The following is a 23,495-nucleotide window of genomic DNA, read 5'->3' as shown; positions in this document are numbered from 1 at the left end:
GGCCCGGGGATTGCCGAAGGGAATGCGGGTGTATGAACCACAACCAAGAACTGGGTGCCAAGGGCGAGGAGCTTGCCGCAAGCTACCTGGCCGGTGTCGGGTACACCGTGCTGGAACGGAATTGGCGGTGCAAGATCGGCGAGCTGGACATCATCGCCGACGATGCAGGCCAAATCGTCGGGGTGGAGGTGAAGACCCGCAGCTCGCTGGGCTTCGGGCATCCCGCCGAGGCGGTGAGCCCGGTGAAGCTGCGGCGGATCTCCAGGTTGGCCCGGCGCTGGTGCGTCGAGCACCGCAGGGACGCCCGCACGGTGCGCGTCGACGTGCTCGCGATCATCATGGTGCCAGGGCGCGAACCGAGCATCGAACACCTGGTCGGGGTCGAATCATGAGTCTGGCGCGGACGCTGGGCATCGGGCTGACCGGCCTGAACGGCCAGCTCATCGAAATCGAGGCCGACGTCGGCAACGGCATCCCCGGCTTCCTGCTGCTCGGGTTGCCCGATGCGTCGCTGAACGAGTCGCGCGAGCGGATCCGTTCCGCGGCACGAAACTCAGGCATCCCGCTGCCGAACCGCCGCATCACCGTGAACCTGACCCCGGCGACCCTGCACAAGCGCGGCTCCGGCTTCGACCTGGCGATCCTGCTGGCAACCCTTGCCGCGGATCGCAGCATCACGCCACAGCCCGAGGTGGTCTACCTCGCCGAGCTCGGACTCGACGGCTCGCTGCGTCCGGTGGCCGGTGTGCTGCCCTCCGTCATGGACGCCGTGCGTGCCGGCTACCCGGAGATCGTTGTTGCGGCCGGGAACCTCGCCGAAGCCGAACTCGTCGCCGGGGCCAAGGTGCGCTCCTACGACCATCTGTCCCAGCTGCTCGCCGACTGCGGGGCGGATCCGTCCGGGTTGCGCTTCCGGGCGCGACACCACTCCCCGCAACGCAAGCCGGGGACATGGGCGGGAGTGGATGTGCGGGCGCTGGACCTTGCCGAGGTGGTCGGCCAGGCGCAGGGACGCTACGCGTTGGAGGTCGCGGCGGCCGGCGGGCACCACCTGCTGCTCACCGGGCCCCCGGGCGCGGGCAAGACCATGCTCGCACAGCGCCTGCCGGGCCTGCTCCCGGACCTTGACGACGTCCAGGCCATGGAAACCACCGCCGTGCATTCGCTCGCGGCAGGAGGCGGGCAGATCACCGCGTTGATCCGCCGCCCGCCGTTCGAGGCCCCGCACCACAGCGCCTCGATGGTGGCGCTGATCGGCGGGGGCAGCGGCGTCCCGCGACCCGGCGCCGCATCCAGGGCCCACCGGGGCGTGCTGTTCCTGGATGAGGCAAGAGTACGCGAAACACTCCACAAGCACCAGCGCCCCGAAAACGAGTGAATCGTGGCCAAAAATCCGCGTGATTGCTAGGTTTGCCAGATGAGCGAGAGTCCCGAACGAAAGGCCTGGAACGCACTGGCGATGGAGGCTGCTGAGTTCTATGTGTCCCATGGTGATGAGAAGATGAGCCCAGATGATCGAGCCATTTATGAGGAATTGATCGAGGCAGTCAACCAGGCTGCTGACGGGCACGATCGCGTTAGAGAATTTGGGGGAGAAGGATGATTTTCATCGAGGGGCCACCGTCGATTACGGATTGGGTATCGGCCGTTGCTACGGCGCTTACGTTCGTAATTGCTCTTGTTGCACTCTTATACGCGAAGAGTCAACTTAAGGAGGCATCTTTAGCACGGCAGCAGACCAAAGATTTGGAGATGGAGCGATCCCAGCCTTACGTCGTTGCCTATACAGAGCCAGCTGCTGCAGAAACTATCCTTGATCTTGTAATCAAGAATTACGGACTGACGGCTGCGTATGACGTCAAGATTGACATCGATCCATGGCCTCAACGGGCACCCAGCGAAATAGTAAAGCTCCCAGAAGTGATTCCATTCCTAGCGCCTGGACAAGAATGGCGAACCATGTGGGATACATCGCTTGCTCGGAAAGATTCCACGTTGCCAGACCGTCATGAAGCGCAGATAACCTACCGGGGACTAGGAGACAACGTCCTCCATACCGAAGCAATTCTCGACTGGGGCGTATACAAGTCAAAACTTTACATGGTTACGTATGGAATGCATGACCTGGCAAAGGCCGTGCGCGAGATGAACAAGACGCAAAAGAAATGGAGCGAGTTTAGTGGTGGGCTTAAGGTCTTTTCGAGATCGGGGGACGAGAAAGACGCTAGACGAAAAGAAGAGGCTCGTCGATATCGGGAATACGATGAAGCTCAGCGAGCAGAACTAAAGAAAACTTTGGAATTTACGGCTAACCGCGCTGCGCAAGAAGCGTCGCCACCTCTTGAGATTGAATCGGATCAACCCTGACAGGAACGCCGCTAGCCGCTGTCGACTTCTTCACGTATTTCTGTAGATTGAATCCTGCATTCATATACCTATAATTATAACAATTTGTACAATTAGGTAAAGAGTAAGTGACTGACGCCCACAGCCTGTGCGCCTGACATGATCTGCATCAATGCCATGTTGATAAGCTGGTCCAAGTATTCATCGCAAGCAGGGGGAGCATTTTGAAGGTATTCATTAGTTGGTCGGGATCAGAGACGAAAAGTCTGGCGGTCGCAAAAGCTCTCCATGCTTGGTTGCCAACCGTAGTGAATGCCATTGAGCCCTGGATAAGCACTGAAGGTTTGAGGGCTGGTCTCAAGTGGAACCAACAGCTTGAACGTGAGCTTGACGACACATCGTTCGGCATCATTGTTGTTACTCCTTGGAATCAAGGTTCGCAATGGTTGAACTTCGAAGCAGGTGCATTGTCCAAGCGTGTCAAAGGTTCAGATTCCCGTGTTGCGCCTTTGCTCATAGATTTCAAGAAGCCAACTGATCTCGTTGGTCCTATGGCGAGCTACCAAGCGACCCTTCCCGAACAGGAGAGCATGAAGAGTCTCTTGGTCTCGATCAATGAAGCGCTCGGCGACGACAAGCGTCCACACAATTTACTTGAAGAGGCCTTTAGGATTTGCTGGCCATCATTTGAGGCCAAGCTTGCTGAAATCAATGTCCAATTCCCGGAAGAGGTAGATCCGGCGAAGGCACCTCATCCCTCGCCCATCGTTGCCGATGCTGGGGATGCAATGGCCGAAATCCTCGCTTCCGTTCGGGAGCTCACGAGAACAAACGCCTTGCTGCGCAATGATGTAGTCAAGAGAACCAGGCCAGTTCGAACCACGTCATATAACATCGGTAGCGATTCAGCGGTTAATTTAGTGTCTAACCCGCGCCTCGACAAGAGTTTTTTGAATATTGTAGGGCAACTGCTAGAAGATTCACCATATATTGCTGATTTTTCCTTGGGCTTATCAGATGGAGCTATTTGGATCAAAAGCGAAGAGAACCTCAGTGATAAAGCAATGAATCAAATTGCTATTGAATTAAAATCTCATTTACCGGACATGAAGATCAAGTTCAAGTCCGACTCTTTTGGCGAAAAAGCTGTGGATGGAAGCATATATACGTATTGACATTAAATGACGAAGTCTCATAATCATGCGCAGAAGTGATCGCAACCAGTGATTGCTACGCACATGAAAGTAGGTGAGTCAGATGGCATGGGTATCCCGAAAAGTCTCTGACCTGTCAGGCAAAGAAGGTAAGGACGACGCGTTCACAAATGTGGTCGTGCGCACGCATCCAGGCCTTGAGGAATCCGTCCAGTTCGACGCATTGCCAGATGAGCTGAAGGGCTTGAAGCCCCTCGAAGATCTGGTTCAACTGGAGCTTCGCCACGGGACTGAAGTTGTCGAGCTCGTCGTGACCTTGGAAGAGTTCAACAAGCTCTCTCCCAAGATTCAGGAAGTGTTGGACAATGCCGATGGCCTCAAGGGCCGACGCAAGAACTTTCGCCCAGGTGCAGCGGTCTAACCGGCAGCAGCCCACAACATACGACCCCAGTCTTACGTTCGAGTTTACTCACGTAGGACTGGGGTCTTTTCAATTTCTAGGCATGAAGAAACCCCTACGATTAGGTAGGGGCTTCCACGATCAAACAGGTAACACACGCACTTCGTCGACGTCGGCCCATTCTTCGGCAGTGTGGAGGCCAACCATATAAGCGGTCGTCCATTGGTCGAAGTGAGAATCCTTCCCCAACCACTTCACGTTGCCAGAGATCGTGCTGATCTCGATTCTGTAGGACTCAGTGTTGAACAAGAGATCTACGAGTTCCTGTGGCACGTCCTGGGTGTTGCCTTGAGAATCGGGCCTTCCGACGATGACAACGTCTCCCTTGATGACATCCATGCCCCTGTATCGGGACAGATGAACCCAGAGGATAAGTGTCGCGCGTCCGTTGGTATCCAGTCCGGTAAGTTTGCCCTCTTCGTTGATGAAGATGGTTGCACCAGGCCGGTCGATGTCTATCGCTTCAATGTAGCCCTGGACTGCAAGCTGGTAGTCGTTCAGTGAGTTGTACTCACGGAGTTCAATGGCCCGCTCTTGATCCGATGGAATGAAGATTCCCTTGACCATGATGATCACTCTTTTCGATCGTGGATTGTTTCCGTGCCCGGTTAGGCACAGATTCCAATCCGCGATCTGGTGACTACTTCTTCTCTTTCTTGACCTTCTTGTTTGAGCAGTATTGGCAGTTCTTCACCAAGCACTTCTTTTCGCCTGGGCTGATGATGTTGCCGCCTCGGCATTCCCGCCAGGACGAACGGCTTTCGCTGGGGGTTATCTTGTCTGGATCTACGATTTCACCGCTGCCAATCTTGACGATGGGGGCACGTAGCTTCTTGATCTCCACGCGGTGCTGTTGGGTCTCTGCAATAAGGTCTACGAGGTCACTGAATCGGAGCGTAGCCAGGACTTCATCATCTGCGCGGAAGACGACGGTCGGAATGCGGCTAAAGCTTGCGCCACCGACTACCTGACGCCACCACTCTTTGATCTTGATGGTCTTGTGGTTCTTGACCTCCAAATCCAACGGAGTGTCTTGATAGTAATCTGAAATGTCCATTTTCTGATGACTGCCGGCCCCGCTGCGTTTGTCACGGCTAACGCGAGCACCCAATTTCTTCTGCATTAGTTTGGCTACTTCGTTCTCTAGCTTCTTGCCTTTTTCGCTGCTAACACTCACATCACCTCCTTGGTGTTAATTGATAAATCGATGCCTAGTCCCACCGGCAACTTAAATGGTTCAATCACAAAGACCGGACAAGTTACCGAGAGGACAAGGCGCTGCACGATGGTGAAAAGGTGTAAACACCTTCGTGCAGCACTGCGGCGTCAGAACAGACGAATAAACGGGAGCAAATTCATCTGTCCAGTTGATCGCACCAGGTTGAGGTGATGCGATCAACTGGTCTATGTAAGCCTGGCCGTTTAGGTAGATTGGTTCGAAAGCCAATCCCCGCCGTAGATCACTCTTTTGGCTGCCCTCCTACATAGTCCAGATAGTGCATACAAGGCAGGGAACTTCACCCTGCACGTTGGTCTCTCGGCGTTTACTTGCTTGGCTCTGGTTTGCAACCCTTCGCCAAGCAGACTCTTGCCGTGTTCGTCCTTACCGTCGCAGAGGGACTCCTTTTAACAAGCCGCTGCGTCTATTACTTCCGCCACTTGTATGCCCAGTTCCAGCCACGTCACAACACCATGGCCGGATCTGGATTCTGGATGTCAAAGTTCAATGCGAGTGTGTTGCCGTGGAGTGGTTTGGCACCTCTACTCCACACGGCCTTTGAATTTGCAGGCAACGTGTTCACTCGGTGCGCTACGGTTTAGCCGCGGTGACGACAGCGTATAGGCTGCCGATTTGATGTTTCAGTTTCTTGACCTCTTGTCTGGCTTGTCTCCGATTGGCCTCAGAACGTTGTCTGTATGGTTCGTCGGATTCAAGGTTTTCAAAAGACAGTTTGGTGGAATCGAGCTTACTCATCGGTTTCCTCCTGCCCCAGATTTTGAACCAGCAGGGCATTCTTGTCAATCAGATTTGGCCGGCTACTTGTCATAGACGAACACGGCGTCATCTGTAGTGACGACTTCAAACTTGTTTATTGACCAGTCTTCAGCGAGTCCTTTGGTGTCCCAGTTCAGGTATCCAATTAGATCCTCCGGAACAGTTCGCTTGAAATCATCGAGCTGCGCAACCTGGCCGAGCTCTCCCAGAATGTAGATCACGTAGTCTTCCATCGATTCATACTTGCCATGGAAGTGTTCGGGGAACTGACGCACTACTTCTCGCACGTCGTGAGCCGTCCTGTAGCCGATGTAATCCAAATAATGAGTCATTGCCTCACCGTGGGTGTTCACGGCGTGTACGAGCTCTGCAACGATCTCAGGATCATCTATATCTTCGAGTCCTAAACCTTCGGGTATCTCCGGCGCCTCAATCCACTGCAAGCTCCAACCTGATTGACTGCCTTTATCTTCGCGATTGATGCAGTAGGTGCCGAGCAGGTTGACCATGTCCTTTACCTGGATCGAAGCCGTCTCCTCGTTGTAGAGCTCCACAAATTCGTGGGGGAGTCGCTCTTCGTCGATGCTGCCAGTTGAAGCCAGCTCATAGAGTGCAGTCCATTGGCCACCATGTAACTGGGATGCCATGACGCGAGCTGCAGCGTCTGTGATCTCTCGTTCTTCAGCGATGGCTTCGATGATTGCTAGGGCAACGAGATGATCGTCGTTTAGCTTGAACTCTGGTTCTTGTTGGGGCAGGCGTTCCATTACGCTTCGCCTCGTGGGACTGCGAAGCCCTTATCTCTGGCCCGCTCAGATTGCTCAATAATGCGGCCATTCGTACCCAAGTCGTAGTATCTCTGCCAGACTCCTTCGGTTCCTGACTTACTCTCGTAAATACTGGAGCGGCCATGGATGTCGATAGGTTTACCGATTATCTCCGCCACCATTGCAGAGAGGCTGGCCTTAAATTGCTCCAAGCGCTCATTGTCCTCAGGCATCGAGCCAAAGGGAGTGCCTTGCGATGCACAGAAACTGGCGAAGGAAATTCCTAGTTCATCTAGTGTCTCCGGTTTATTGTCTTTGGTCATTTATCACCTCCTTCAAGGTAAGTAGTTTTGTTTGCTTAGTATCCGTTGCCGATTGTAAATACTTCCGGAAGTGACTTGTGTGAGATATATGCGCTGAAGGCATCCTGTGCCGATCGGACGGACGATCCCGCAATTGCGTATTCAGCGTTGATCCTGTTGCCAACATCTTCACTGTGTTCGACGTTGTTGTAGAAGTCGGTATGGCGTGTAAGCATGAATCTACCGGTCGGATTCAATAAGGCTTTAGCATGCGGGTAAACCTCTGGCACCAGGATGCTAAGTCTGTGCACGCTGCGCCGGAGCTCGTCATATTGTGCATTTTGATTGGCCGTAACTCCTGAGTCGAAATGCGACCTAAAGTAGACATCGGAAATCAGATTCTCTGCCAGAGTTAGAATCTCGGTCATGAGTTCCGTCTTCTGCTCGATGCTCCGATCCCTGCGTTTCGCTTCGGCTTCGAGTTCCCACAACTCTCGATCAGAGTTGGCCTTTCTTTTCTCGCGCCCCGTAGTGAATATCCCGCCCACGATTTGTGCGACGATCGCACCCGTGGCACCGATACCAGCGCCGCCCAGAGCGAGCACTATTGCTTCTTGTGTTATTTCCCCAGCCATAAGCTGAACAATATCAAGGCATCGTCATCCGCTTCTCATCTTGTTCAACGTAGTTATTGTCATTTGCTCGGAGCCAGAGAATCGCCAATGCTTCAGGCGGTTTTGAGGAGTACCGCAGCCCACCGACCTTCCCATAGCTGAATCCCTTTTGATCCGAGTGCTGCGAAACTTTCATGTTGAGCCACAGTCTTGTGCCACGTCGGGGAGATGCTATTGAGTGATCTAGATGCTCCAGCAGTTCATCCGTCATAGGTGCTGCAAATGACCGCGTGTGCTTGCCGCCCACTGTTAGATCCTCATAGTCCCCAGCTATCAGCTTCACCTCACCTGTCACGATTACTTGGTAGAACTTGTAAACGGTGTCTTGGGGGAAACCAGCCTTCTTCAGTTGCTTGGCTTGTTCGAAGTTGACGACGTACTTATCCACGTTCAGCTCCAAGGTCATAGGTCGAGCCGTCTTTACGAGTAACGCGCATTGCCAGGATGCCGTGTTCATTCAGTAGCCGGCAGACATCATCGCGATCGTCGTAGAAGACCTCCACACCTAGCACTAGGCACTTGGCCAGCTTCAACGTGGGGGATTGCCCTGGAAGATCAAATACGACCTCATGGACACGCACGCTGTTGGGAATGCCCGCATCTCGAACCTCAGCTTCTACGGTTCCTTGCCGGTTATGGCCAACGGCAGAGTTGACGACAACCTTGTCTCCCGCTTCCTGATGCATCATTGCCAGGCGACTGAAGTACTCAGGGTAGTGGCTGATGACTTGCCAGTAGTCGAAGCCGACGATCATCGTGGTAGCTCCCCAGCATCATTCAATGCGACGACTAGTTTGAGGAGAGCCTTCAACGGCGTTTCAGCTTCTGTGGCAATGAACTGGCGGACGCGTGCATATTCGGGAAGCTGCTTGTCGCTCAGCACTCTTGCTTGCCATACGCGAGTATTCGTACCAACCCCGGCATCTTGAAAGTCTTTGAGCTTGTCTAGCAAGAAGTCGGAAGTGTAGAGAGGGTGCCATTCGTCCACATCATCAACGTTGTCTTCGTGAAGCGGTATAACTTCCCAAGCCCATACATTCTTTACATACGGATTCTGCAGGTAAGCGTAGGCTTTCTCGGTGTTGTCCCATCCTGGCAGTCGTTCATAGACCGCCCTGCACAGCTCGAATAGTTCTTGGTCCATCACGACGTGGCCTCCTTGTACGCTTTCTGCACCTCATTGAATGCCGCCAATTCACCGCCTTGATCGGGATGATGTTTCAGTAGCTGTTGTCGATAGGCCGCTTTGATGATTTGTGGGCTCGCTGTGGGTGACACTTCCAGGACGTCATACCAAAGCCGGGCCTGATAAGGAGTGACAATAGTCCTCTCGGGTAGAGCTTTGAAGCCCACAAACGCACGGTCGACCATCTCTTCGGTTCCCCATCGCTCCATCCCTCGGATCGCCTCGATGGTTAGACCGATAGCCCTGAGATTGGCATCCGCTGTTGCCCATGCGTCGCATGAGATAGCGATATCAACACTCTTGCGTTGGAAGTAGAGCACCACACCAGCGTCATCGGGTGGCTTTTGACCTGAGTAGGGAAGTCCGTCTCGTCGAACTTCCACGTTGCTGCTAATCACAAAGCCATCGGAGCCCATCAGCTGCAGTTCCTTGACTAGCAACGAACGTATTCGCCCTGAAGGCATCTTGTTAAGATTTCCCCACTTTATTTCGTGCTTTGGTGTACGTGCGCGGCCGGTGGGCCATTGAAGCGGGAAGGCATCGATCATGAGATCACCTCATGTTCCTCATAGATCTCGGCAATTGTCCGAAACAAAACACGGACGCGGTCCAGGCCTTCGACTCGGCTAGCGATAACAAGTCCGAGTATGCCGAGCAGGACGAAGAGAACGCCGACGATCACGAACGGAAAAGCTGCGCACTGTCTAAATATCTTCATTCATGTGTTCTCCGATTAGATTTGTTGTGCGGTCCTTGACCACTCCCCAATCGCTTGTAAAGCGCTAACGTACTTTCTGCATGTCTGCATAGATTTGTTAGTTGCAACGATGGGGGAGTGAGCAACGACTAGATGAGACCCTTGTTCTCCCTGGATAAATTGCAGCTCTGGCAGATGAACATCAAGTCGTAGACGGTCGCGCCTTCGTACTTCGTATGATGGACCTGGCAGCCCTTGGGGACTATTTCTAGACATATCTCGCAAGTGAATTGATCTTTTCCGAGTCGTTCTAGCGCTTCGATCACGTATGGCATGAACGACGGATGAATCTGGTGATCGCGGCTAACTGACCCTTTCCTGGCAGGGCCCAACATCTTGGTGAGGTAGTTGTTGATGGCTCGCTCGCCAATCGGAAGTGTCAAGTAGGGACGAATCTTGCGCACTGACAACCCGTGCCTTGCTAGAACGAGTATGCGCTCGGAATCACGCATACTGACTGGGATTTGGGGGAAGGGCCTTGTCGCTTGCGTGAGCGTCTTCTTTTGAGAATTCGTGACAACTTGCGCGGGCGGGTCAAATTCTGGGCCAAATAGTCCAAGCCGAGCGTTCGCTATCGATTCGAGACTTAGGCCAAGACATTGATTGATGTAACCGTCATTTGCGTGATTGTCTAATAGATGTTGTAGTCGTTGCTTGATGTTCATATTTGGTTGTATTATGCGCTTTTATCCAAAAATAGTCCATATATTCTAAACGGGCGTTTAGATTGGCGAGTTATCGCGCAAATTGTTGTCCGCGATATATGTCTGCATGGTTTTTCGGTTTACGTTGAAGACGCGAGCCAACGCACTCACACTTACTTGCTTTTGGAGCAGGGCAACTATTTCTTCGTCTTTGCCATGCAGCTTGTAGTGCTTATGTTGGAACGATCCGACCGGACGGCCTAGAACGACGCCTTCAGCCTTTTTACGGGCCAGCGCTTCTTTTGTCCTGGCCGAAATGAGACTGCGCTCGATTTCGGCTGCCAGTCCGAAGGCAAATGCCATGACCTTGGAGTTGATGTCGTCGCGGAATACATAGCTCTCCTTGACCGCGATGATGGTGACACCGCGATCCAAGCAGATCTGGATTGTGTTGAGCACGTCTATGAGGCGTCGGGATATTCGGCTGGTTTCACTGACGATCAAAGTGTCCCCGCGACCTAGGCCATCGAGTAGCTGGCTAATCTTCCGGTCACCAATAGTGGTCTTGAATCCGGACACGACCTCTTCTACAAATTCCGTCAGTACTAAACCTGACTTCTCGCAGTATCGGTCGATTTCATAGCGCTGGTTATCCAAGTCCTGCTTGCCTGTACTAACGCGGGCGTATCCAATGACCTGGGGCACTAGGATGTGCCCTCAGGTTGATTAATGGACTGCAGTACCATGTTTAGCGCTTCCACCAACGTCGGCGGTTCTTTAGGCCTTCTAGGGCTTGCTCTACGCGCACCAATTGACGTCGGATAACCAGGGAAGATTCATTCCCCTCTTTGAGCAGTGCCGCAGTACGTTCGTTACTCTGAATCACCTTTATCTGTGAATCGAGGAGCTCCTTCACGTAGTCGGGCGTTAGAGGAAGGCTCGGAACCATATCGAGTTCCTGCTGCAGTTGATCGTCCTTTGACGGCGCTGCAACCTTCTTAGGGGCCTGAGCAAGCTTTTTGCGTCGAGATTTCTTCGCAGCCTGGAAGCCTGGCCATGTCTTAGCACGGCGAATAGCTCGTACTGACTCTGGACTGATTTGGTTCCGGTCAGCAATCTGCTGAGTGCTACCGAAGTTGTCTTTGATGTCGCGCATGATTACGCGGAATTGTGCCTTAGTGATGTTCTTACCGTGTGCCATCTATTTGTTCTCCGAGGCTTGAGCCTCCTTAGGTTGTTGTTCTTCTTTGCCCGTGGCTCTATCCATTACCTCAAGCCAGTCGTCGGGGAGTTCAAGTTCCCCTCGTTCTAGCCGCCCTACAAACGTATCCAGAGTGGCTATATCGTCGCTGTTACAGTTCGCGAGGAATGGCTTGTCAGTGAACGTGAGCACGAACTTGTTTATGACTCGCTTCTCAGTCATCCCAAGCGCCCTTAGCCGCGCCTCGATGTCTGGAGAAGGCTCATCGGTCGATACCGGGATATGCACGCCGTCTTCATTTGGGATGCCTTGTTCGATCTCCAGAGCCCTATCGGATGCTTCTAGATCTCGCACTTTTTGCGACACCATCACATTCAGGTTTCGGATGGTTAGCGCGGCGTGGTCCCTAGTCTTCACTTTCCATACTTCAGCAGCAATCTGCTTCGATGGATACCTCATTGCCAGGCAGAGGGTCTTGATCTGTTCGAGCTGTTCCTCTGTTGGCTTCAGTTGAACGCCACTGGCCTTATTGCCGTCATCGTCATCCTCTTCAGATGTGAGGCCTAGGGTTGCCATCAGTGAATAGCGACGTAGATACGTGATCGCCGATCCGTGCGATTGTGGGTCTACCTTGGTCAGTGCAAGCTTGGTTGCTGACTGATAGGAGACACCTGATTCGTGCACCAGGATCGTTAGGAGCCCTGCCTGGCCATCAATGACTGTCGGCGGCTGCATGACTCCAACCTTGTGTTTGTTGAGCAGCTTGAGCGCCTGTGTCATAACCACGTGCAGCGGGGTGTATTTGCTCCCGTATTCATCATTCTCAGATGAGCGCACGAGTGGCAGGAGCTTCTTTTGTATGGCGATGATTGCCTGGGCAATCTGTATTGGAATATCGCCCTGGGCAGCCGGTTGTGTTGTCACCACACCTTCTGACGGTTCTTCCGCACTATATGTCGCTGAAGTCTTCTTGCCAGATTGGGTGGGTTTGCTTGATACCGTCGAGGTGCTTGCGCCCACTATGTTTCTCCTTTCTGACTATGTCGTTGTAATAGTCTCTGATTCTGCTGTTGTGTTGCAGTACAGCGGTGCTCAGGATGTCTGATCGAGATGGTTCTGAACCAAACGTCGCCTTGTGCCACTGCTTGTACTTGTTTATGGCTTGTATCAGCCTCGGATCGTATCGATCGTTATATTTCTCTTTCATGATGCCGAACGTCTCTTTGAACGTCGGATAAGGGCTCTCTGCCATTTAGTAGTGTCCTTTCGTAGATAAGTGCGTTCTCCTTTGCTCAGTTGTGATTGATTGGAGACTATTTGCATGCGACCTATGTATATATTTGTCGTGCTTTCGTCCTGGTAAGCACTATGGGACATCGACCCTATTTTGTAAAGACAGAATTGCAGTAATATACACAACGCAAACTGTGGATAAAACTTCCCATTTTCTGACGTGTGCCTCGCTATGGGGACACAGTAGGTATGGACCCACACCTAAAAGACAGCTGACATGGGTGAATACGAGCCAGGGCACTTATACTGCTTCGTTGTATACTGTCACCATGCGCCTGACTACCCGCGATGCATCCATAATCGAGACCGTAAACCGCTTCGGTCAGCTTGGATCTGGCCATATATGGGACATACATTTTGACAACACCAACAAGAATTCAATGGACCGAGTACTGAAGCGTTTAACAGCTCAGAAGCTCTTACAACGCATTGAGAGACGTCTTGTAGGCGGTAACGGTGGTGGCTCTGGTCAATACGTATATCAACTCGGCTCGATGGGTCATGACTTCCTAGGTAAGCGCGGTAAGTTCACGCCAGCCCACCGCACAGTCAAGCACCACATACTAGAGATTGTTGACGCTTACATTCATTTCATAGAGGCAGAGCAAGCGGGCACCATCCGTATCTTGAACTATTTGACCGAGCCCGACGCCCATCTAGATATTGCAGGTGCGAAGCTGCGACCTGACTTGTTTATCGAGTACGAGCTTGTCGGCAGGGGAGAGGCTCAAAGTCTTTGGATAGAGGTAGACCGTGGATTTGAGTCACTGGCTGTCATTGGTTCAATGGTCGGGAGATATGCGCACGCCATGGAGAACGCCACCAGACGCGATATCGAGACAGTTCCAGCTGTTCTGTTTCTTGTACCTGATGAACGACGCCAAAGGAATATCCAGGGCGTCATACGACGCGAGGCGGAGCAGTACGTTGATTTGATAACCGTCAAGCCTGCACGCGACTTTATCACCACTGTTACATAGGACTATTTCACAACATTTTAGGCTGATTGTGTATGTACACAATGTAGTGATTTTAGTATAATTGTAAGTAGAACAAAGCTAAACGGGAAATATATTTGTATGAAAACTTACGAAATAGCGGTTACGGTTACAGACGTCACTAGTGTGAACGCCAAATCAGAAGAAGAAGCGTACGCATTAGCAGGGGAGGTGTTTGTAGAGAGTGGTTATGATTTTGAGGGTACCAATGCCCAGCTAGATATTATCGATATTGCCGATGACGATAGTGAAAGCGTCTAATCATGACATTCAACCAGCTATATGCAAAAGCAAGACGCGGACAGCTCCAATTACAGAAGCGCGCTTCATTCGATGGCATGATTGACGGCATGAGCCGCGACGTAAGTGAGTGGTTCAACCCGACTGTTGAACAGCTACGCGAGATCAAGAGTCAAGGCGGAAGATACTCGGACGGATATGGCGAAGATGCAAGCATCTATAGCTATGTAGAGACCTACCGCGTGAGGCTTGCATAATGCGCCCTCTAAAGTTCAGAGCCTGGGTAATCGATCACAAGAAGTTTACATCGTGGGAAAACGCAGTGCGTCATGATTTTGCACAAGCAATACTTACGCAGCCGGATTATTTCATCCCACAGCAATACACTGGTCTCAAGGACAAGAACGGTGTGGAGATATACGAAGGGGACCTGCTCAAAAATAGTGAGTCTGAACTCATAAACGACATCCGCTTTGCTGATGGAAGTTTCTGGCTTGAGAATGGTCTCTTCGCAAATGTTCTTGGCGGACTTAATCACGATGTTGAGGTCATCGGCAACATCTACGAGAACCCGGGGCTGATGGAGAAGACGGCATGAGGGCTGAGGTAATAATCAGCTTCGAGCACGCATCTCTCTTACACAGAGATCGTCAGGTTGAAATTTTGTGGGTTGATGGCGACGGGTTCAGTTCAGTCATTGACGACAACAGAGTTCTTGACCCATCCCTTACCTACGCAATCGACGGCGAAATTGTCGGCGAACCATATGAGCCGCTAAAGCAATGAGGTATCACACCCTGGATAGCAAGACTGGCGAGATAGTCCAAGAATCAAACCAAGACCCGCGGGCGCGCACAAGCCGCCCAGGGCGTCAGCAATCCAAAAGACGACCAGCAACCCATCTTGACGACGCAACGCTCACCACGCTCGTTGTAGCCGGCCTTATTGTTGGCCTGGCGCTCATGAGCTAAATCAAGCAGGACACAAACCAAAAGCACCGACTACTTATCAGTCGGTGCTTCTTTCGCTTCTCGGTCCAATATGGCTTGAACCGTCTTTAGAGGCTTCTGCTTGTGCGTATCGCGTAGGTTGAAGCCGAAGTCGTTATTGAAGTTCTTCCTGCGTTCTGCAAGCGTTGGCCCGTAGTAGGGGACGTCTAGCGTCGGTACTGTGATTGTTTTGTTTAGAAGGTCGCCCAATTTCATACTCGCATTATGGGTCATCATGCTTATTTTTCATAGTCCAGATGTTTGGCACTTATCCACAAGTAGCCAGAATTACTTGCTAGTTCTCTGCCGCTTCTTCATAATGAGCGACAACTATGATCAGTAGGAAAACCGACAGTGACCGAATTACCGTCTTGTATTGCCGAATTCGCCGCCAGCAATGGGGACAATTTCGCAATGTGCGCTATCGAAGGGCGAAGGCAGACTATAAGCGCGCACACTACACCAATCGTTGTGCCATCTGTCATCGGAAGATGAAAAGGAACGAGGTGACTATTGACCACATTATCCCGCTCAATATCTGTAACGCCTATAACTTGCCGCAACTAGAGTTTGATCATCGGAACTTTAGGCTGGTGCACTCTATATGCAATCTTCAGCGCGGCAACATGTCTCTCGCGGATTTACCTATAAAGCTTCAGGCGAAAATTTTGAGTGTGCAAAATTCTATTACAGCAACCTATAGGCACGTACCTCTGTTAGTGAACCCACCAGTGATAAAGTTGTCCGCATAGTTTCCACAGTTTTGCGATATTTATCCACACCCATTTATTGACTTAAGTTTCCACTGCCTCATAATGGTCCACAAGCTAACGCCTCAAATAACGGGCTTAGTGGGTATAAGGGCAAAAAAGTAAGAGACACCGCGGAAACGATGTCTCTAAGTGCCTCAAATAACTGCATCTATTATAGCAGCTCTGTTTACTTATGCAAATACTTTTTAGTACAATAGTTCGCAGCCTATAAAGGCTTGATAGTAGCTTCGGGGTTATGGGCGCATTGCCAATCCTCGTATAAGACGCCGAACGTACGACGGCACTCAATGGTTTTTCGTTTGCATTTTCCCATTGAGCCAACCTGAAGACGTGTAGCCCCTAAGCTGCTATCAAGCCAAAAACTGTTTGGTGCTATCAAGGATTCTTAGAATTGCCGCTCTGTCCATCCTGACAACGGCGACCTGCTGAATCCTGGATAGTGAACGTGTACACAACGTGACGAGTGGCGATACTAATGCCGGGCACCGTAACCAATCGAGCCGAGCAAGCATGGGGCCCACGTTTGAAACGAGTGACTAAGAAGTGCATCATTCGCAAGGCTCTACGGCAGGGGAGAGAGGAGCTAATTGCCTGGTTCTGTTCCGGCATCAGGTTTGGACTGCTTCGCCTGGACAAGTTCGTTCAACGTTCCGACTCCAGCAACTACTCCGCTGGCCTTATTTGCCGCTTCAGTGGGCGTCAGGCCTAAATCTTCCAGGAGGGCTTCGGTCCAAGGGAACTCGGTTTGGACATAGAGCACACCAAACGCAACCATTAGCCAGACTGTAATTGAGACCATTCCCATGACCAAGACTCGTTGTCCTGGCGAAAGCTTGCTGTAGCCGGCTGATTCACTTACCGCAGATGCAATCTCGGGGTGAGCTTCTAGAATTTGTTCGGACGCCGCTTTTTCCTCGTCACCGAGTTCATCAATTCCCCAGTCGTGCGCTTGATCTAGCAGGTCCTTGAACGGGTCGTTCTTTAGATATTCGGCAAGCGGGTCGGTCAATTCCTCTGGAAGCGTTGCGGCTATGGAACGTTCTTTGATTCTTGAGCGGGCAATGCCTTCCAGGTCGCGAGGACGGGCCCAGTCTGTACTTAGAGCTGATTTTGCCAGTCCAGTGGCGAGATAGTCGGTTGCATCGACGAGCGGCATCAGGCGGTCAGATCTTGTTCCGTCGAGAATGCTTGTGGCCATCAGTGAGGTCAGTGAACCTTCAGCCCGCCATTCAGACAGCCCGATTAGGTCGCTTAGTGATGACTTGCCTTTCAAATGATCAAGCGCACCTACTCCCATGTCTAGCGCGTTGATACCGCCGAGAAGGTCGTTGCGCATGAGTCCAAGCGTTTCGAGAACAGAGTGGCCGGAGCTGCGTCCGAGTGCATCCAGTGCGGAATGAGCCCATACGCTTTCTCCTAGGAGTTCAAAGGCTGATTTGCTCTTTGGCAGCGTAATACCTGCCAGCGCAACAGGCTTGGACAGCATCTCGTGAAGGGGTACACCCAACAAATCATCCAGAGTAAACCCGGGCCGATATTCCGCTTCGTTTTCTTTGCTCTCGCGGAAGCCCATCGTTCCCCGCTTTGATACAGCCCCAAGTTTCCTGAATTCACCAGTCATAGTCCAAGCCTAAGCTGGCCGGGCGACAGATTCCTTAGAGCTACGGAGCTCCGCAGTAGTCCTCGTTCTGACATGGGCTGGCGCTAGGGTGGATTTACTCGACGATTCGCGTCGAACTACGAGAGAAATAGGTGCGTAACTCAATGGTCGACATCAAAAGTCTTACTGGTAGTCCCAGTGGATCGCGGAAGCTGCGGCTACTCGAAGCGGTCCAGACCACTGCTGACAGGTCAGGGAGTGAGATCCCCACGAAGCCACTAGAGCAACTGGACGAATCGTACCGGGAAGATTGGCACGTGCTTCAGGAAGATATCAGGTGGATGCTGAAAAAAGGCTGGCTCCATTCCGAGGAAATGCTATCCGGATTCGATCATGTTTCAATCACTGATGCTGGTGAAGATGTAGTACATACACTCAGATCGGCTCGCAGTAATATGCCGAATCGTGCGAGGGCTCTCCGTGACAACTACCTTCGCTGGCTTTATGACTGCGACCACAATGGTGACACTCGACTGACTTATGATGCCTTCAGAGCAACGCCCCATGGGAATTACCTCGACCAAGAATTTTCCGATCAAGAGATTCGGAGAGCCACCAGCAGGCTCGCGGAAGACGATTTCATCGCAGGCGAGAAGATGGCAACTGGAAGCATTGCGAATCCGCGTCTCACAACAGCAGGATTCGACGTTATAGAAAGGTACGGATCATTGGCTAACATTCCAGCCTCTCAGCAAGGCAACGTCACTACCCACATCAGCCTGGCAGATTCTCACGGAAGCAACATCAGTGTCGGTAGCAGCAATGTAACTCAATCGAGCAACGTCTCCGTCGAGCAGCTGGAACAGGTCCAGAAGTTTATCGGCAGCGCCAAGGACATGGTCCCTCATTTGGGCGTAAGTCCTGACAAGCAAGCGGTAGCACTTGAGTCGATCAATGACCTCGCGTTGGAAGTAGCCGCGCCGACGCCTGATTCCAGCCGGATGAAAGATCTAATCAACAAGGTCTCAGACATCGTCATCCTTGGCTCAGCCCAGGGTATGGTGGACGCCGTAATGGGTATGGCAGAGAAGGCCATGACAGCCTTGGGCGGCTAGTCGTCCTCAGGTGGTGCGATCTTGTTCAGAGCTTTTTCGGCAATCTTGCCCACCTTTTCACTAGCAGCTGGTGCTGACCCGAGGCCGGCGATTCCGAGAATGGTGAACAAGGCCGGATTCTCAACGCTGATATTGAGCATCACCTGTGCGACAAGCAGTGCTACGTAGATTTTCACGAACAAGATGATGGCGGCGCGATCTAGCGGCGAAAGTCTGTCGGGGAGTTGCAGTTGTTCAATTGAGGCCGCTATTACTGGCTGGTCTTCAAAGAAGCTGACGGCAAATTGTTCAACCTCCAGTGCTTCGATTTCCTGCTGCAGAGCCTCTTGGTTGGCTAATAGCTGATCTATGAATGGTCCGTCGATGGACTCTGTGATCGGCGTCCAGATGTCTGCCTGGATGGCCGAGACCGAAGCCTTGGGTATAGATGCCGTCATCATCTTTGAAATCGAACTACCGAAGTCTGCCGCGGCGATCGAGTTCCGCCACGGGGCGCCAACCATCTCGCTTATCTCCTTCATGGGAAATTTGAACAGGTCCGCTCGAAAGGCACCCGTGTAGAGCGATCTGAAGCTCTCGCCTATGGCAACCTGATGCATGTTCGTATCCACATGAACCTTCATCATCTCCGTGATACTGGTGCCAACGCTCGCCATGTGCGGGGAGAATGCATTGCGCATGGCGGGGAGGAGTGTTGGTTTGAGGGCCTTGGCCAGCATCTCTCCCAGGTTCTCCGAGGGGGTACGCATGCCCTGTGCCCAGGCGTTCAAGGCCGGGTTCGATCGTTCGTAAGTAGCCATGTCTTCAGCCTACGGTGAGGGTCCGTCATTTACAGGAGGACCACCAGAATGTTGGATCGCACTGAAATTGCTTGACGAAAGATCTACCTAGGCGCATATTAGTGGGCATATGGAAGAATCACGATCTATTTACGGAGAACTACAATCAACACCTGAATATAAAGAACTAGACGACGACGTACTATTTGAGCGCGCTCTTTACTTCACTCAGCTAGAGCAGTCCAATGAAGTAAGCCCTCGGGCTAAGAAGGACGTACAAAAGATTCTGGGGCGCTTGACGTTCGAAATCATCGAGCGTGGAAACATAAGTGTTGTAGAAAAGTAGACGCCTCACAGAGGTCACGTCTAGAAACGCGCATATTGTGTCTTTACAAAATATGTACGCCGTGCTTAAATACTGGCAGTTCAAACGAACATTGAAAATTCAGTTACGTGCAGACATGGTCGCATGAGGGACAAAAATAATCTTACGAAAGGTTCTTTTTATTTAAACTACCCCTTCGTGCGGTCAACATGGGCATACAAGTGGTGAAAAAGGTAAACGCTGGCGATAGATAGCTAGGTGTCAATCCGGTGATGGTACATAAGTACGCCGCGAGACAAGACGTGGTCAGCCTCAGGGCAGATACCGTCGACCATGCAGGTTCGAATCCTGCCTTGTATGCACTTCATGGCTATGTAAGTGGTTTGGGACTCCAGAGACTCAAAGCTAGACCGGTTGGCGCTGGAAAGCTCAGTGAGTGGAACAGTGTCTCGGGGTGCCCACATCTGCTTACATTGACAAACTAGATTGCGGCTAACGCTGTAAAGCTACACAGGCGGGGCAATACGTGTCCGCAAGTGCTGTCTAGTCCATGTCTGCTCGTAACAACTCCCCGTTCATAGACCCGCAGCTGGCAGTAGAACCTAAAATCTTCCCCCAGGATTATTTACCCCCTTCCGCTGCCAGTTGCGGCTCTATGAGCCGACATCCATTGTTCATAGCTATAGGGGCTGTGGAACGTGGGTACAAAGAACCTGGCCGGTTTCTCCCACCCTCCGGCCAGGTCCAAGATCTTCTAGCTCCAGTACCGGTAATGGCATTTCCCACGTTGCCGGTACTGGCCTTAGAAGGCCATGAGCACCAAAACAAATAACGCCCCCGCGAGTGGGCAAGGAACATCAACATCATGAAGGCAACTTCTAACAAGCAAGCACCATTACAAGTAACTAAAGATCCCAAGATGATCGCCGTCCGCGAAGCACTCCCATGGCTCCTCGTAGCCATCATGACGTTTGCAATCGCTGGCATCATCACCGGCTGGTTCATGCGTAGCTACGCAGTAACAGAACAGCAAACTGCCATAGCTCTGGCGTCAAAAGTTCAGAGCCGCTAACCCCCGTCATTAGTGAGCAGGAAATCAAGACGGAGATCCGGGCATCAGTACCCGGATCATCAAAACCTGTCGAGCCTTTGCTCCAGGTAGTACCTATACAAGAAACCATCGAGCTATCCAGCAGCGTAGAAGCTGAGGCCAAAGCTTTCATCTACGACAAAGAGAGCTCTAACCGACTCGAAGCGGTGAACGAAGGCGGATGCATTGGCTTGGGCCAAGACTGCAACGGAGTTCTCCATATCGAATGCCCCAACTGGCGAACTGACCGGCCTTGCCAAGAGTCATTCTGGCAACGCTACATGGAACGTCGATACGGGACATGGGGAGCGGCCAAAGCATTCTGGTTAGCGCGAGTGCCGATCAACGGAAAAAACGTCGGGCACTGGTGGTAGCCAATCGCCTGGAGGGCTATGCGAGAGCTCTTCAGGCAATGAAATCAATCTAAGCAGGAACAACTGAATATGATCACCGAACCAACAGCTAACCAACTACTAGATCGATCCAGTGTTTATTCAAGGCGGGCCAATCTCATCCTGGAGCAGTTGATACCACTATGCGTAGTGCAGTTCATCCTGCAAGTCTCGTCAATCGTGCTCATGGCGTTGGACCAAAAAAGCTTGTCGAATTTGGCACTGAATACGGCGATTGTGCTGATTGCGCTGCAGCTCATTCTTGTTGTCCTGCACTATCACTTAAACCAGAAGACGAAAGAATATTTGCGCCAAGCTGGTGAAGCGAGAACACGTGAACTCAATCGAGATGAGGATAAATCATGAAAGTAACCGTCGATTTGCAGGAGTTCATAGAGTCGCAGCCACTTGACGACCCACTAGGACGGTTCATGATCTTCTTTGGCACCGTCTATTACGTCAAAGACTACGAAACTAACTCCATCGACGACACCGTGACATTCAATCTGCTGACGCCCGAGCAATACGTACGGGGAGAGCATGATATCCGTGTTCTACCGCACGGCAACCAGGTAATGACACTGCGACAACTGAACGAAAAGACTCATAATCGCGGCTTGTTCGCGAGGAGAAAGAAATCATGAAGCTACCTAAACGCTTCCCAACCAAACTAATCCTAATCAGCGCCGCCATTATCGGCATGGGCGCGGGAGCAACTACCTACATGGTCCAACAACAAGAACCACGTGAAGAGCAGCTGGCTATCCGAGTAACAAGCGGAGCAGTTGATCCAGCTGACACATCAGCACCAAATGAACCCGTCTTAGAAGCCGCAGAAGCGCCCGTAGTTGAAGAAACGGTTACGAACCCATCTCCAACAGTTGAAGAGCAGCCAGCGCCTGCAGAACAGTCACAGACCTATGCATTCGCGGCCGAGATGGCAGCAGCCGGCATTTCTGAAGCTGACTTTGGAACCGTCACGACAATGACCCTGGATCAATCAGGCTGGCGACTCATGCAGCGTTCCGGTGATAAACCAGTCTGGCGACTTGCCCAGCAAACACGAGGAACTCTCACCGAACAGCTGCAGCAGGTAAACCACTACGTACAAGTCACCTACGGCGGCTCATGGAGCGCTGCGCACGATAGCTACGTGAACCGGGGGAACTTCTAACTATGGGTCTTCCCGGCATGATTGAGAGTGACTTTGATTTCCAGACTCTTCGTTCAGGGTCGCGAAAGCACGGCGCTACCTTGAAGCAGTTCCAGGAATTCGTTCGTGCAGCTGACACAGGCCTTCGGGTTGAAATGCACGGCCAGAACTACGTAGCAGTGAGTCGCAACATCTATGACGATCTCGTAGCCAGGGCAAAGCCAGTCACCGTAACGACTGACGAAATCACTGACCTGACTGACGAAGAACTTGAGGCAATGTACAAGGAGAGCAAGTCATGACCCGTCCCCTCAAGTTCCGTATCTGGGATGGCAAGGAAATGCGGCTTCTCGATCAGCAATTCATCGGCGTAGGACAGATTGGCTTCAGCGATACGCACTATGTCGATCTAAACGATCACGACCATGAAGGCGTTCAAGTCATGCAGTTCACCGGCCTCAAGGACAAGAACGGTGTTGAGATTTACGAGGGCGACGTGCTCAAGTATGTTGAGCCGGGAGATTTCGATGGTGATACTAAAACAACGACGGAAGTCAACTGGCATGGAGATGGTGGCTATTGGGCAACGGGTGACAATGAGAGAACACTCGGTGACCTTTGTGACTGGATGAATGAAGTTGAGGTCATCGGCAACATCTATGAAAACCCAGAGCACCTGGAGTCTCAGTCATGAACGAACGACTCCCACTACCTGAGCGTCCAGTAACCAAATCCCGCGAAGCCTTCATCGCTGCCCTCACCTCACTACCCGAGCTTGGCGCCCTATCTGACACTGAGCTTCTAGACGCGCACGAGCTCGCAGCTGATCTCCTAACTGACATTGCCAACTTTGGAGAGAAGGTGATTGCAGAGCAGCTACGGAGGCAGGGTGATGAGTAAAGAATTGGGGCCAGATATATCGAGCGCTCTTCATCAGATTCGTACACGAGCACTCCGAGATGCTCCTGTGTACCTTCAGCACGTGAATTCAGCGGAGCAGGAGTTGAACCAGCTCGTTTCGTCTCTCTACACCCAACAACAAGTAGAGCAGATGCTGGACAGGTTGGAAGCCTCAAAACCGGACTACAGCGATATGGATAGTTACAACCGCTCATTCCTGGAGGCCATGTACAAAGGCACTATCGATAAGGCTATCCAAGCTGAGCGTGATGAACTAAAAAGGCGTGGAGCAACTAAATGATGGCTAGTGGAATTCGACTGTTCCTGGGTAGGCCCACAACCTTCAGCTCACTGACCACGT

34 protein-coding genes are annotated in these 23,495 nt (G+C 51.9%); 19 read left to right on the top strand and 15 right to left on the bottom strand.

The annotated features are described in order from the left end of the window. Positions 1 to 32 precede the first annotated feature (32 nt). The 6 genes from ACIQLF_RS07415 (at position 33) to ACIQLF_RS07390 (ending at position 3,921) form a co-directional block, all read left to right on the top strand. Positions 33 to 392 (top strand): YraN family protein, encoded by a 360-nt coding sequence (locus ACIQLF_RS07415; protein ID WP_400296245.1) that lies wholly within the window; start codon positions 33 to 35, stop codon positions 390 to 392. Further along, a complete protein-coding gene (locus tag ACIQLF_RS07410; protein ID WP_400296242.1) occupies positions 389 to 1,378 on the top strand; it encodes an ATP-binding protein in 990 nt (329 codons plus the stop codon). Before ACIQLF_RS07415 ends, ACIQLF_RS07410 begins: the two co-directional genes overlap by 4 nt. Positions 1,379 to 1,417: 39 nt before the next feature. Then, positions 1,418 to 1,603 (top strand): hypothetical protein, encoded by a 186-nt coding sequence (locus tag ACIQLF_RS07405; protein ID WP_400296240.1) that lies wholly within the window; start codon positions 1,418 to 1,420, stop codon positions 1,601 to 1,603. Continuing rightward, positions 1,600 to 2,367 carry a hypothetical protein gene (locus tag ACIQLF_RS07400; protein ID WP_400296238.1) on the top strand — a complete coding sequence of 256 codons (768 nt, stop codon included), beginning with the start codon at positions 1,600 to 1,602 and terminating at the stop codon, positions 2,365 to 2,367. Before ACIQLF_RS07405 ends, ACIQLF_RS07400 begins: the two co-directional genes overlap by 4 nt. Before the next feature lie 203 nt (positions 2,368 to 2,570). Continuing rightward, entirely contained in the window at positions 2,571 to 3,521 is a 951-nt protein-coding gene (locus ACIQLF_RS07395; RefSeq protein ID WP_400296235.1) for a toll/interleukin-1 receptor domain-containing protein, read from the top strand. 82 nt (positions 3,522 to 3,603) lie between these two features. Then, the gene (locus ACIQLF_RS07390) at positions 3,604 to 3,921 is read left to right on the top strand and encodes a hypothetical protein (RefSeq protein ID WP_400296232.1); all 318 of its coding nucleotides are present in this window, start codon (positions 3,604 to 3,606) and stop codon (positions 3,919 to 3,921) included. A 120-nt stretch (positions 3,922 to 4,041) separates the two neighbouring features. Here the strand turns inward: ACIQLF_RS07390 and ACIQLF_RS07385 are convergent, their stop codons facing one another. The 13 genes from ACIQLF_RS07385 to ACIQLF_RS07325 all read right to left on the bottom strand — a co-directional run bounded on the left by ACIQLF_RS07385 (position 4,042) and on the right by ACIQLF_RS07325 (position 12,739). Continuing rightward, positions 4,042 to 4,527 (bottom strand): DUF3846 domain-containing protein, encoded by a 486-nt coding sequence (locus ACIQLF_RS07385; protein ID WP_400296229.1) that lies wholly within the window; start codon positions 4,525 to 4,527, stop codon positions 4,042 to 4,044. Positions 4,528 to 4,600: 73 nt separating this feature from the next. Beyond that, positions 4,601 to 5,137 (bottom strand): hypothetical protein, encoded by a 537-nt coding sequence (locus tag ACIQLF_RS07380; protein WP_400296227.1) that lies wholly within the window; start codon positions 5,135 to 5,137, stop codon positions 4,601 to 4,603. An 860-nt stretch (positions 5,138 to 5,997) separates the two neighbouring features. Beyond that, entirely contained in the window at positions 5,998 to 6,723 is a 726-nt protein-coding gene (locus tag ACIQLF_RS07375; protein WP_400296225.1) for an antirestriction protein ArdA, read from the bottom strand. Further along, positions 6,723 to 7,046 carry a hypothetical protein gene (locus ACIQLF_RS07370; protein WP_400296223.1) on the bottom strand — a complete coding sequence of 108 codons (324 nt, stop codon included), beginning with the start codon at positions 7,044 to 7,046 and terminating at the stop codon, positions 6,723 to 6,725. Before ACIQLF_RS07370 ends, ACIQLF_RS07375 begins: the two co-directional genes overlap by 1 nt. Before the next feature lie 35 nt (positions 7,047 to 7,081). Beyond that, positions 7,082 to 7,660, bottom strand: a complete 579-nt coding sequence (locus tag ACIQLF_RS07365) for a hypothetical protein (protein ID WP_400296220.1) — start codon at positions 7,658 to 7,660, stop codon at positions 7,082 to 7,084. A gap of 13 nt (positions 7,661 to 7,673) precedes the next feature. Continuing rightward, a complete protein-coding gene (locus ACIQLF_RS07360) occupies positions 7,674 to 8,087 on the bottom strand; it encodes a hypothetical protein (RefSeq protein ID WP_400296218.1) in 414 nt (137 codons plus the stop codon). Further along, positions 8,080 to 8,454 carry a hypothetical protein gene (locus ACIQLF_RS07355; protein ID WP_400296216.1) on the bottom strand — a complete coding sequence of 125 codons (375 nt, stop codon included), beginning with the start codon at positions 8,452 to 8,454 and terminating at the stop codon, positions 8,080 to 8,082. Before ACIQLF_RS07355 ends, ACIQLF_RS07360 begins: the two co-directional genes overlap by 8 nt. Continuing rightward, positions 8,451 to 8,846, bottom strand: a complete 396-nt coding sequence (locus tag ACIQLF_RS07350; protein ID WP_400296213.1) for a hypothetical protein — start codon at positions 8,844 to 8,846, stop codon at positions 8,451 to 8,453. Before ACIQLF_RS07350 ends, ACIQLF_RS07355 begins: the two co-directional genes overlap by 4 nt. Further along, positions 8,843 to 9,433: a J domain-containing protein gene (locus ACIQLF_RS07345; RefSeq protein ID WP_400296211.1), complete on the bottom strand. Its 591-nt coding sequence runs from the start codon at positions 9,431 to 9,433 to the stop codon at positions 8,843 to 8,845. The genes ACIQLF_RS07350 and ACIQLF_RS07345 overlap by 4 nt, the downstream gene beginning before the upstream one ends. Positions 9,434 to 10,364: 931 nt before the next feature. Continuing rightward, positions 10,365 to 10,991: a recombinase family protein gene (locus ACIQLF_RS07340; protein WP_400296208.1), complete on the bottom strand. Its 627-nt coding sequence runs from the start codon at positions 10,989 to 10,991 to the stop codon at positions 10,365 to 10,367. A gap of 43 nt (positions 10,992 to 11,034) precedes the next feature. Further along, entirely contained in the window at positions 11,035 to 11,487 is a 453-nt protein-coding gene (locus ACIQLF_RS07335; RefSeq protein ID WP_400296205.1) for a hypothetical protein, read from the bottom strand. Next, complete coding sequence (locus tag ACIQLF_RS07330) at positions 11,488 to 12,507, bottom strand: ERF family protein (RefSeq protein WP_400296203.1); 1,020 nt, start codon at positions 12,505 to 12,507, stop codon at positions 11,488 to 11,490. Further along, a complete protein-coding gene (locus ACIQLF_RS07325; protein ID WP_400296200.1) occupies positions 12,437 to 12,739 on the bottom strand; it encodes a hypothetical protein in 303 nt (100 codons plus the stop codon). The genes ACIQLF_RS07330 and ACIQLF_RS07325 overlap by 71 nt, the downstream gene beginning before the upstream one ends. A gap of 310 nt (positions 12,740 to 13,049) precedes the next feature. Here ACIQLF_RS07325 and ACIQLF_RS07320 point away from each other — a divergent pair, with 310 nt between their 5' ends. The 5 genes from ACIQLF_RS07320 to ACIQLF_RS07300 all read left to right on the top strand — a co-directional run bounded on the left by ACIQLF_RS07320 (position 13,050) and on the right by ACIQLF_RS07300 (position 15,759). Then, entirely contained in the window at positions 13,050 to 13,760 is a 711-nt protein-coding gene (locus ACIQLF_RS07320) for a replication-relaxation family protein (protein ID WP_400296198.1), read from the top strand. Positions 13,761 to 13,859: 99 nt separating this feature from the next. Next, positions 13,860 to 14,039, top strand: coding sequence for a hypothetical protein (locus ACIQLF_RS07315; RefSeq protein ID WP_400296196.1), 180 nt, complete (start codon positions 13,860 to 13,862; stop codon positions 14,037 to 14,039). A 2-nt stretch (positions 14,040 to 14,041) separates the two neighbouring features. Beyond that, a complete protein-coding gene (locus ACIQLF_RS07310) occupies positions 14,042 to 14,275 on the top strand; it encodes a hypothetical protein (protein WP_400296194.1) in 234 nt (77 codons plus the stop codon). Further along, positions 14,275 to 14,616: a YopX family protein gene (locus ACIQLF_RS07305; protein ID WP_400296191.1), complete on the top strand. Its 342-nt coding sequence runs from the start codon at positions 14,275 to 14,277 to the stop codon at positions 14,614 to 14,616. Before ACIQLF_RS07310 ends, ACIQLF_RS07305 begins: the two co-directional genes overlap by 1 nt. Positions 14,617 to 15,339: 723 nt before the next feature. Continuing rightward, positions 15,340 to 15,759 (top strand): HNH endonuclease, encoded by a 420-nt coding sequence (locus ACIQLF_RS07300; RefSeq protein WP_400296188.1) that lies wholly within the window; start codon positions 15,340 to 15,342, stop codon positions 15,757 to 15,759. 604 nt (positions 15,760 to 16,363) lie between these two features. Here ACIQLF_RS07300 and ACIQLF_RS07295 read toward each other — a convergent pair. Beyond that, entirely contained in the window at positions 16,364 to 17,401 is a 1,038-nt protein-coding gene (locus tag ACIQLF_RS07295) for a hypothetical protein (protein ID WP_400296186.1), read from the bottom strand. Between the two features lie 296 nt (positions 17,402 to 17,697). Here ACIQLF_RS07295 and ACIQLF_RS07290 point away from each other — a divergent pair, with 296 nt between their 5' ends. Beyond that, positions 17,698 to 18,495: a hypothetical protein gene (locus ACIQLF_RS07290; protein WP_400296184.1), complete on the top strand. Its 798-nt coding sequence runs from the start codon at positions 17,698 to 17,700 to the stop codon at positions 18,493 to 18,495. Here ACIQLF_RS07290 and ACIQLF_RS07285 read toward each other — a convergent pair. Continuing rightward, positions 18,492 to 19,295, bottom strand: a complete 804-nt coding sequence (locus ACIQLF_RS07285) for a hypothetical protein (RefSeq protein WP_400296181.1) — start codon at positions 19,293 to 19,295, stop codon at positions 18,492 to 18,494. The genes ACIQLF_RS07290 and ACIQLF_RS07285 overlap by 4 nt on opposite strands. Before the next feature lie 1,169 nt (positions 19,296 to 20,464). Between ACIQLF_RS07285 and ACIQLF_RS07280 the strand changes: the two genes are divergently transcribed. The 7 genes from ACIQLF_RS07280 (at position 20,465) to ACIQLF_RS07250 (ending at position 23,435) form a co-directional block, all read left to right on the top strand. Then, the gene (locus ACIQLF_RS07280; protein ID WP_400296180.1) at positions 20,465 to 20,671 is read left to right on the top strand and encodes a hypothetical protein; all 207 of its coding nucleotides are present in this window, start codon (positions 20,465 to 20,467) and stop codon (positions 20,669 to 20,671) included. A 461-nt stretch (positions 20,672 to 21,132) separates the two neighbouring features. Further along, positions 21,133 to 21,447, top strand: a complete 315-nt coding sequence (locus ACIQLF_RS07275; protein WP_400296177.1) for a hypothetical protein — start codon at positions 21,133 to 21,135, stop codon at positions 21,445 to 21,447. Further along, positions 21,444 to 21,725 carry a hypothetical protein gene (locus ACIQLF_RS07270; RefSeq protein WP_400296175.1) on the top strand — a complete coding sequence of 94 codons (282 nt, stop codon included), beginning with the start codon at positions 21,444 to 21,446 and terminating at the stop codon, positions 21,723 to 21,725. The genes ACIQLF_RS07275 and ACIQLF_RS07270 overlap by 4 nt, the downstream gene beginning before the upstream one ends. After that, on the top strand, positions 21,722 to 22,255 hold the full coding sequence (locus ACIQLF_RS07265; RefSeq protein ID WP_400296173.1) for a hypothetical protein: 534 nt from the start codon (positions 21,722 to 21,724) through the stop codon (positions 22,253 to 22,255). The genes ACIQLF_RS07270 and ACIQLF_RS07265 overlap by 4 nt, the downstream gene beginning before the upstream one ends. Positions 22,256 to 22,272: 17 nt before the next feature. Beyond that, the gene (locus ACIQLF_RS07260) at positions 22,273 to 22,536 is read left to right on the top strand and encodes a hypothetical protein (RefSeq protein WP_400296170.1); all 264 of its coding nucleotides are present in this window, start codon (positions 22,273 to 22,275) and stop codon (positions 22,534 to 22,536) included. Continuing rightward, on the top strand, positions 22,533 to 22,928 hold the full coding sequence (locus tag ACIQLF_RS07255; protein ID WP_400296168.1) for a YopX family protein: 396 nt from the start codon (positions 22,533 to 22,535) through the stop codon (positions 22,926 to 22,928). Before ACIQLF_RS07260 ends, ACIQLF_RS07255 begins: the two co-directional genes overlap by 4 nt. Before the next feature lie 198 nt (positions 22,929 to 23,126). Continuing rightward, positions 23,127 to 23,435, top strand: a complete 309-nt coding sequence (locus tag ACIQLF_RS07250; protein ID WP_400296165.1) for a hypothetical protein — start codon at positions 23,127 to 23,129, stop codon at positions 23,433 to 23,435. The last annotated feature ends 60 nt before the right edge of the window (positions 23,436 to 23,495 follow it).

This window comes from Paeniglutamicibacter sp. NPDC091659 (assembly GCF_044756805.1).
GTDB lineage: Bacteria > Actinomycetota > Actinomycetes > Actinomycetales > Micrococcaceae > Paeniglutamicibacter.
Note: the sequence above shows the minus strand (reverse complement) of the source record. Positions and strands in the feature narration are given on the sequence as shown.

Coding starts and splice junctions, on each gene's coding strand:
- ACIQLF_RS07415 (WP_400296245.1), top strand. CDS start 33: ATGAACCACAACCAAGAACTGGGTGCCAAGGGCGAGGAGCTTGCCGCA.
- ACIQLF_RS07410 (WP_400296242.1), top strand. CDS start 389: ATGAGTCTGGCGCGGACGCTGGGCATCGGGCTGACCGGCCTGAACGGC.
- ACIQLF_RS07405 (WP_400296240.1), top strand. CDS start 1,418: ATGAGCGAGAGTCCCGAACGAAAGGCCTGGAACGCACTGGCGATGGAG.
- ACIQLF_RS07400 (WP_400296238.1), top strand. CDS start 1,600: ATGATTTTCATCGAGGGGCCACCGTCGATTACGGATTGGGTATCGGCC.
- ACIQLF_RS07390 (WP_400296232.1), top strand. CDS start 3,604: ATGGCATGGGTATCCCGAAAAGTCTCTGACCTGTCAGGCAAAGAAGGT.
- ACIQLF_RS07385 (WP_400296229.1), bottom strand. CDS start 4,527: ATGGTCAAGGGAATCTTCATTCCATCGGATCAAGAGCGGGCCATTGAA.
- ACIQLF_RS07375 (WP_400296225.1), bottom strand. CDS start 6,723: ATGGAACGCCTGCCCCAACAAGAACCAGAGTTCAAGCTAAACGACGAT.
- ACIQLF_RS07370 (WP_400296223.1), bottom strand. CDS start 7,046: ATGACCAAAGACAATAAACCGGAGACACTAGATGAACTAGGAATTTCC.
- ACIQLF_RS07365 (WP_400296220.1), bottom strand. CDS start 7,660: ATGGCTGGGGAAATAACACAAGAAGCAATAGTGCTCGCTCTGGGCGGC.
- ACIQLF_RS07355 (WP_400296216.1), bottom strand. CDS start 8,454: ATGATCGTCGGCTTCGACTACTGGCAAGTCATCAGCCACTACCCTGAG.
- ACIQLF_RS07345 (WP_400296211.1), bottom strand. CDS start 9,433: ATGATCGATGCCTTCCCGCTTCAATGGCCCACCGGCCGCGCACGTACA.
- ACIQLF_RS07335 (WP_400296205.1), bottom strand. CDS start 11,487: ATGGCACACGGTAAGAACATCACTAAGGCACAATTCCGCGTAATCATG.
- ACIQLF_RS07325 (WP_400296200.1), bottom strand. CDS start 12,739: ATGGCAGAGAGCCCTTATCCGACGTTCAAAGAGACGTTCGGCATCATG.
- ACIQLF_RS07320 (WP_400296198.1), top strand. CDS start 13,050: ATGCGCCTGACTACCCGCGATGCATCCATAATCGAGACCGTAAACCGC.
- ACIQLF_RS07315 (WP_400296196.1), top strand. CDS start 13,860: ATGAAAACTTACGAAATAGCGGTTACGGTTACAGACGTCACTAGTGTG.
- ACIQLF_RS07310 (WP_400296194.1), top strand. CDS start 14,042: ATGACATTCAACCAGCTATATGCAAAAGCAAGACGCGGACAGCTCCAA.
- ACIQLF_RS07305 (WP_400296191.1), top strand. CDS start 14,275: ATGCGCCCTCTAAAGTTCAGAGCCTGGGTAATCGATCACAAGAAGTTT.
- ACIQLF_RS07300 (WP_400296188.1), top strand. CDS start 15,340: ATGATCAGTAGGAAAACCGACAGTGACCGAATTACCGTCTTGTATTGC.
- ACIQLF_RS07295 (WP_400296186.1), bottom strand. CDS start 17,401: ATGACTGGTGAATTCAGGAAACTTGGGGCTGTATCAAAGCGGGGAACG.
- ACIQLF_RS07285 (WP_400296181.1), bottom strand. CDS start 19,295: ATGGCTACTTACGAACGATCGAACCCGGCCTTGAACGCCTGGGCACAG.
- ACIQLF_RS07280 (WP_400296180.1), top strand. CDS start 20,465: ATGAAGGCAACTTCTAACAAGCAAGCACCATTACAAGTAACTAAAGAT.
- ACIQLF_RS07275 (WP_400296177.1), top strand. CDS start 21,133: ATGATCACCGAACCAACAGCTAACCAACTACTAGATCGATCCAGTGTT.
- ACIQLF_RS07270 (WP_400296175.1), top strand. CDS start 21,444: ATGAAAGTAACCGTCGATTTGCAGGAGTTCATAGAGTCGCAGCCACTT.
- ACIQLF_RS07265 (WP_400296173.1), top strand. CDS start 21,722: ATGAAGCTACCTAAACGCTTCCCAACCAAACTAATCCTAATCAGCGCC.
- ACIQLF_RS07260 (WP_400296170.1), top strand. CDS start 22,273: ATGATTGAGAGTGACTTTGATTTCCAGACTCTTCGTTCAGGGTCGCGA.
- ACIQLF_RS07255 (WP_400296168.1), top strand. CDS start 22,533: ATGACCCGTCCCCTCAAGTTCCGTATCTGGGATGGCAAGGAAATGCGG.
- ACIQLF_RS07250 (WP_400296165.1), top strand. CDS start 23,127: ATGAGTAAAGAATTGGGGCCAGATATATCGAGCGCTCTTCATCAGATT.